The sequence below is a fragment of the Actinomadura decatromicini genome (assembly GCF_008121305.1).
Lineage (GTDB): Bacteria > Actinomycetota > Actinomycetes > Streptosporangiales > Streptosporangiaceae > Spirillospora > Spirillospora syzygii.
Genome location: NZ_VSRQ01000007.1, coordinates 611,170 through 617,324 on the forward strand (window position 1 = coordinate 611,170; position 6,155 = coordinate 617,324).

General features: G+C 73.6%; 5 protein-coding genes and 1 rRNA gene. 2 read left to right on the forward strand and 4 right to left on the reverse strand.

From position 1 onward, the window contains the following. Positions 1-3 precede the first annotated feature (3 nt). Positions 4-1,005 carry an HAD-IIA family hydrolase gene (locus FXF68_RS32825; RefSeq protein WP_148766204.1) on the reverse strand — a complete coding sequence of 334 codons (1,002 nt, stop codon included), beginning with the start codon at positions 1,003-1,005 and terminating at the stop codon, positions 4-6. A gap of 47 nt (positions 1,006-1,052) precedes the next feature. Beyond that, entirely contained in the window at positions 1,053-1,496 is a 444-nt protein-coding gene (locus FXF68_RS32830; protein ID WP_148349431.1) for a tetratricopeptide repeat protein, read from the reverse strand. Positions 1,497-1,559: 63 nt separating this feature from the next. On the opposite strand from FXF68_RS32830, the gene FXF68_RS32835 reads away from it, so the two are divergent. Together FXF68_RS32835 and FXF68_RS32840 are read left to right on the forward strand one after the other, a co-directional pair. Continuing rightward, positions 1,560-2,894, forward strand: coding sequence for a DUF1015 family protein (locus FXF68_RS32835; protein WP_148766067.1), 1,335 nt, complete (start codon positions 1,560-1,562; stop codon positions 2,892-2,894). 45 nt (positions 2,895-2,939) lie between these two features. After that, complete coding sequence (locus FXF68_RS32840) at positions 2,940-3,881, forward strand: MBL fold metallo-hydrolase (RefSeq protein ID WP_148766069.1); 942 nt, start codon at positions 2,940-2,942, stop codon at positions 3,879-3,881. 52 nt (positions 3,882-3,933) lie between these two features. Here the strand turns inward: FXF68_RS32840 and FXF68_RS32845 are convergent, their stop codons facing one another. Further along, entirely contained in the window at positions 3,934-5,157 is a 1,224-nt protein-coding gene (locus FXF68_RS32845) for a hypothetical protein (protein WP_246179072.1), read from the reverse strand. Positions 5,158-6,036: 879 nt separating this feature from the next. Continuing rightward, positions 6,037-6,153 (reverse strand): 5S ribosomal RNA (rrf, locus tag FXF68_RS32850). Positions 6,154-6,155 lie beyond the last annotated feature (2 nt).

Here is a 6,155-nt window from a genome sequence, read left to right on the forward strand (position 1 = left end):
CCGTCAGAGCGGCAGGGCGGCGAGCGCGTCCGCGAGGGACTCCCGGCTCGGTTCCGCCCCCGGCTCCCAGGCGGCGGCCGCGAGCGCCCGCAGCCCGTCGTACGGGTCGCCGGAGCCGGTGACCGCGATCCCGGCGCCGTCGCGGCGGGCCGTCCAGCCGCCGCAGCGGTGCCCGCCGTCCGCCCGGACGATCTCCGGGTGCGCCACCAGCAACCCCCGCAGATCGGCCGCCAGATAGGTGGGACGCCGGTTCGGCAGCGCGGTGAGCAGCCGCAGCGGGTCGGTGACCCCGGTGAGGACGAGCAGGCTGTCCGCGCCGCCGTTGACGGCCCCCTCGATGTCGGTGTCGAGCCGGTCCCCGACCACGAGCGGCCGTTTCGCCCCGGTGCGCCGGACCGACTCCTGGTGCAGCGGCCGCTCGGGCTTGCCGGTGACGATCGGCTCGACGCCGGTCGCCGAGCTGATCACGCGGAGCAGCGACCCGTTCCCCGGATGCGGGGGCCCGTCGCCGCCGGGGATGGTCAGGTCGCCGTTGGAGCCGACGAACAGCGCGCCCATCGCGACGGCCTGCGCCCCCTCGGACAGCAGCCCGTACCCGAGCATCGGCTCGTACCCCTGCACGACGGCGGCGGGACGTCCGGCCGCCGTCGACACCGGGCGGAGCCCGGCCGCGTAGAGGGCGTGCCGCAGCCCCATGCCGCCCACGACGAGGACCTCCGACCCGGGCGGCAGCCGTTCGGCGAGGAGGCGCGCGGCGGCCTGCGCGGAGGTCACCACGTCCGCCGCCTCCGCCGGGACGCCCACCTCGGTGAGCAGGGCCGCGACGGCCGACGGCGTCCGGGACGCGTTGTTCGTCACGAACGCGAGCCGCTGCCCCGCCGCGCGGGCCTTGGCGAGCGACTCCGCCGCCGCCCGGACCGGCCTGCGCCCGATGTAGACGACGCCGTCGAGGTCGAGCAGGGCGACGTCGTACGCCTCGCACAGCGGGCGGTCGCTGCCTCTCATCATGCCCATGATCGTACGCGGATGGTTACCGGCTGGTAAGACGGGGGTCAGCGGCGGGCGGCGAGGGTGGCCCTGACGTGCCGCAGCGCCTTGGCGTAGTCCTGGTTCTCCGGGCGCATGGCGGCGGCGAGCGCCAGATGCTCGGCCGCGCCGGTGAAGTCGCCCATCCGGCTGAGCGCGAGCCCGAGGCCGAAGCGGGCGTAGTCCTCGGCGGGCTCCTCCTCGACGATCACGCGGAAGCTCTCGGCCGCCGCGCCGAACTGCCGCATCCCGAACTGGGCGCGGGCGAGCGCCTCGCGGATGCTGTGCGAGCCGGGCTCCGCCTCGGCCGCCCTGGTCAGCAACTGGAGCGCGGCGGCGGGGCTGCCCGACCTGAGCAGCTCGAGCCCCCGCGTGTACCACTCGTAGACGCCGCCGTCCGGCGGGACGGCCGCGCCGCCGGGTTCACCGCCCGGGGAATCCTCGGGTCTTTCCGGGCCTTGACGACTCATGTGGACCTCCCGTCGAAAACGACCGTACCCGTTGGGTCACCGGACGCCCCTCCGCTCATTAGCATGCCCAGGGTGGACGACGACCTCCCCTCCGAACTCGGCCCGGAGGAGTTCAGCGCCCGGATCTTCGGGACCTCGGAGCCGCGCACCGGCCGCGGCCTGGAACTGGCCCCGTTCCGCGGCGTCCGGTTCGTCCCCGAGGTGGCGGGCGACCTCGCGGCCGTGACGATGCCCCCCTACGACCTGATCGACGAGGCGGCGGCGACGCGGCTGCTGGCGGAGGGCGGGCACAACATCGTCCGGCTGAACCTGCCGCGCCTCGCCGGGGAGAGTTACGCCGCGGCGGGCGACCGGCTGCGCCGCTGGCTGGACGAGGGCGCCCTCGCCGTCGACCCGGAGCCCGCCCTGTACGTCTACGAGGCGGCCCGCGGGCGGACGATCCTGCAGCGCGGCCTCATCGGCGCCCTGGGCCTGCGCGCGGAGTCGGACGCGGTGGTGCTGCCGCACGAGAACGTCTTCCCGGGGCCCGTCCAGGACAGGCTCGCGCTGATGACGGCCGCGAACGCCAACCTCGAACCGATCTTCCTGGTGTACGAGGGCGGCGGGGACGCGGCCCGCATCGTCGACGAGGCGGCGGCGGACGCGCCGCTCATGGAGTTCCGCGCCGACGACGGGACCTCGCACCGGCTGTGGCGCATCACCGACCCCGGCTCGCACGCGCGCGTCGCCGCCGACCTGAGCGGCAGGCAGGCGCTCATCGCGGACGGCCACCACCGCTACGCCACCTACCGCGCCCTCCAGGCCCGGCACCACGCTGCGGGCGACGGCCCCGGCCCGTGGGACTCGGGGCTGGCGCTGCTGGTGGACGCCACGCGCTATCCGGCGCACCTGGGGGCGATTCACCGCGTGCTGCCGGGTCTGCGGCCCGATGACGCGGTCTCCCGGGCTCGCGGCGTCTTCCACGTCACCGAGTTCCAGGACGAGGCCGCCGCCGTCGCAGCGCTCGCCGATTCGCCCGGCCCCGCGTTCCTCCTCGGTGGAGGTTCATCGCTGCATCTGCTCACCGATCCGGACGAGGACGCGGTGCGGCGTTCCATGCCGTCCGAGCATTCCGCGCGGTGGCGTGGGCTCGACACCGCCGTGCTCGACCATCTGCTCATCGGGAACGTGTGGAACGTCCCGGAGAACGAGAACGCCATCGAGGTGGTGCACGACGACCCGTCCGCCGCCTTCGCGCGGGCGCGGCGCACCGGCGGGACGGCCGTCGCCCTCAACCCGCTCAAGGTCGAGGACGTCCTCGCGATCGCGGGTGAGGGCGAGCGCGTCCCGCGCAAGTCCACGTCGTTCGGGCCGAAGCCGCGGACGGGCCTCGTCCTGCGCCTCCTCGACGACCGGTGAGGGGCCGGATGTGCGAGGCGCACCGCCGGGGTCGATGATCGGGGCATGGACGACACGACGACCACGATCACGCCCCTCGGTTCGGACGTCTACGAGATCGACACGCGGATGGCCGGATACAGCGGGATCACCGCCGGGTACCTGATCCTGTCCGACCGGCCCTGCCTGGTGGAGCCGGGGACGTCCGGCTCGGCGCCCGTCGTGCGGGCCGCGCTCGACGAACTGGGCGTCGGACCGGACGACCTGGCCAGCGTGGTCGTCACGCACATCCACCTCGACCACGCGGGCGGCGTGGGCGACATAGCGAAGATGTACCCGCGGGCGGAAGTCGTGGTCCACGAGAAGGGGGCGCGGCACCTCGCCGACCCGTCGCGCCTGATGCGCAGCGCCCGGATGGTGTACGGGGACAGCCTCGACACCCTGTTCGGCGAACTCAAGCCCACGGACGCCGCGCGAATCCGTGCCGTCGAGGACGTCGGCCTCATCGACCTGGGCGGCGGACGGCGGCTGGAGTCGCACTACTCCCCCGGCCACGCCAAGCACCACGTCGGCCTCATGGACTCCCGCACCGGCGACCTGTACGTGGGCGACGCCGCCGGGATCTACATCCCGGAGACGGCGGACGTCCGTCCCGCGACGCCGCCGCCGGACTTCGACCTCGACACCGCCCTCGACTCGCTCGGCAAATTCCGCTCGCTCGGCCCGCAGCGGTTGCTGTTCGCGCATTACGGCCCGGTGACGGCCGTGGACGACACTCTGGAACGGTCGGCGGAAGAACTGCGGATTTGGGTCGACACCGTTCGGGACGCTCGCGAAAAGGGCCTCGACCTCGATCACGCGGTCGCGATGGTCGTCGACCGCACAAAGGACCGCTACGCCATCACGGCCGACGACCTCGACCCGGAACTGGCCGCCAAATACGAGGTACTGAACAGCACGGAAAGCAACGTCGCGGGCATCATGCACGCCCTCGACAGGCACGCCTGATATTGGGCCTGATAAGGCCCGGATTGGCTTCGCTGCCTTTCCGTGAGGCCGGTCAGTCGTTGTCTTTGTCGTTGTCGTCCGGGGGCGGTGGCTGCTCTTCGATGATGGGCTTCGGCTCCAGGAAGAGGGCCGGGGCCTGCGGCGCCGCCTCCTCCGCGTCGTCGTCCGGCACCGCGGGGAGTTCGGGCTCGGCGGGGACGAACGCGATATCGGTAGCCGCCACGTCCTCCACCACCGCCGGACCTTCGTCCTCGACCGCCTCCTCGGCGGACGCCACTTCCGGGGACTCCGCGTCGTCGACCGCCTCGGTCTCCTCAGCCTCTTCGGGCTCCTCGGTCTCCTCGGTCTCCTCGTCGACGGTCTCCGCGCCGTCTTCGTCCTCCTCGGTGTCGAGGATGTGGAGGCCCTCCAGCTCGGCGTAGCGTTCGGCCGCGTCGGTCTCGCCGTCCCGGTCGGCCGCGGCGGCGCGCGCGAACCAGTCGGACGCCTCCTCCTCGCGTCCCGCCTCCTCCAGGGCGTCCGCGTAGGCGTAGAACAGCCGCACCGACCAGGGGCGGAGCCGCCTGTCGCGAAGCTCGGGGATCTGGAGCGTGACGACGGCCGCGTCCTGCTGCCCGAGGTCGCGGCGTACGCCCGACTCGACGATGCGCAGCTCGACGCGGCCCATCGGGTCGAGCTTGTCCGCCTCCGGCGACTTGATCAGGTCGAGGGCGCGTTCGGGACGGCCGAGCCCGCGCTCGCAGTCGGCCATCACCGGCAGGTACGAGTCGTCGCCCGCGCCGAGCCGCCGCGCGGCCCGCAGCTCCGCGAGCGCCTCCGCCCACTCGCCCGCGTGGTACGCCGCGATCCCGGCCGCCTCCCGGACGATCCCCACGCGGGACGCGAGCCGCCGGGCCGCCCGCGCGTGCTTGTAGGCCAGCTCCGGCTCGTCCTCGGCCAGCCGTCCGGCCATCACCAGATGGCGCGCGACCTTCGCGGCCAGATCCTTGGGGAGCGAACGCAGGCCGATACGGGCATCCGCGTCCAGCTCCTCGCCGGTCACGTCGTCCGGCAGCAGCGGATCGTCGTACCTCGGCGCGGGACGTTCGCGCTCCTCCGCGCTCCCGCCACGCCGGTCGTCCGAACGACCACGGGACGGCGCGTAGGGACGACCCTCGCGCGGCGGACCGCCGCGCCCCTTGAACCGCTTGTCGCGGTCTCCCGGACGTCCTTCGCGCTTGCCCTCGAACCGCCTGCCTCCGGACCGCCGGTCGTCCCGGTCCTGGAACCGCCGCACGCCGCCCGGACGACCCTCACGCCGCTGCCCGCCACTCGGACGCCCGTCGCGCCACTGGCCTCCCGCTGGGCGACCTTCCTGACGCGGGCCCCCGCCCGGACGCCCCTCACGCCGCGGGCCGCCGCTCGGTCGGCCTTCCTGACGTGGACCGCCACCTGGACGTCCCTCACGCCATTGGCCGCCGGTCGGACGCCCCTCACGCCGCGGGCCGCCGGACGGTCGGCCTTCCTGTCGCGGGCCGCCGCCGGGACGACCTTCCCGGCGCTGGCCGCCGGTCGGGCGTCCGTCACGTCCCGCGCCACCGCCCTGGTTCGGCCGGCGCCCTTGTCCTCGGTCCTGGAAACGACCTTCGCGGCGTTCCCCGCCCTCGCGGAAAGACCTGCCGAACCGGCCTTCGCGACGCTCGCCGCCCTGGCCGCCGGAGCCATTCTCACGGCGTTCGGCGGGACGTCCCTCCCTGGACTCTGGCCGCCGATCATCAGAACGCTTGAATGGACGGCCGGATTTACGATCATCGCGCTGGCCCCGCGAATCCCGGTCCTTCCAGTTCCCGCCGGGACGACCGCGGCCACCCTGCGAGCCACCGCCACGAGGCGCCCCGCCACCGGACGCGCCTCCGCGCGGACCGCCGCCCTTGCGAGCCCCGGGGCCGCCCTGCCCACCACGTGGGCCGGCACCACGACGGGGCGGCGTGTTCCGCCTCCCGTCACCGCCCCGCCGCCCGCGATCGCCGTCGCTACGGCCGTCCTCTTCCGCGCTCATCACGTCCGTCACTGTTCTTGAAAGTCGTTCCGTGGACCCTTGCAGCCTACTTTGCGTCCAGCCCACATGCGTCGAGGGCCGCCCCATAAATCGGGACGACCCTCGACTTCAATTTGTGTCCGGCGGTGTCCTACTCTCCCACACAGTCTCCCATGCAGTACCATCGGCGCTGAAGGGCTTAACTTCCGGGTTCGGGATGGGACCGGGTGTTTCCCCTCCGCCAAAACCACCGAACG

Bases quoted from the DNA above. Each gene is read 5' to 3' on its own strand.
- FXF68_RS32825 (WP_148766204.1), bottom strand. From the start codon at position 1,005: ATGAGAGGCAGCGACCGCCCGCTGTGCGAGGCGTACGACGTCGCCCTG.
- FXF68_RS32830 (WP_148349431.1), bottom strand. From the start codon at position 1,496: ATGAGTCGTCAAGGCCCGGAAAGACCCGAGGATTCCCCGGGCGGTGAA.
- FXF68_RS32835 (WP_148766067.1), top strand. From the start codon at position 1,560: ATGCCCAGGGTGGACGACGACCTCCCCTCCGAACTCGGCCCGGAGGAG.
- FXF68_RS32840 (WP_148766069.1), top strand. From the start codon at position 2,940: ATGGACGACACGACGACCACGATCACGCCCCTCGGTTCGGACGTCTAC.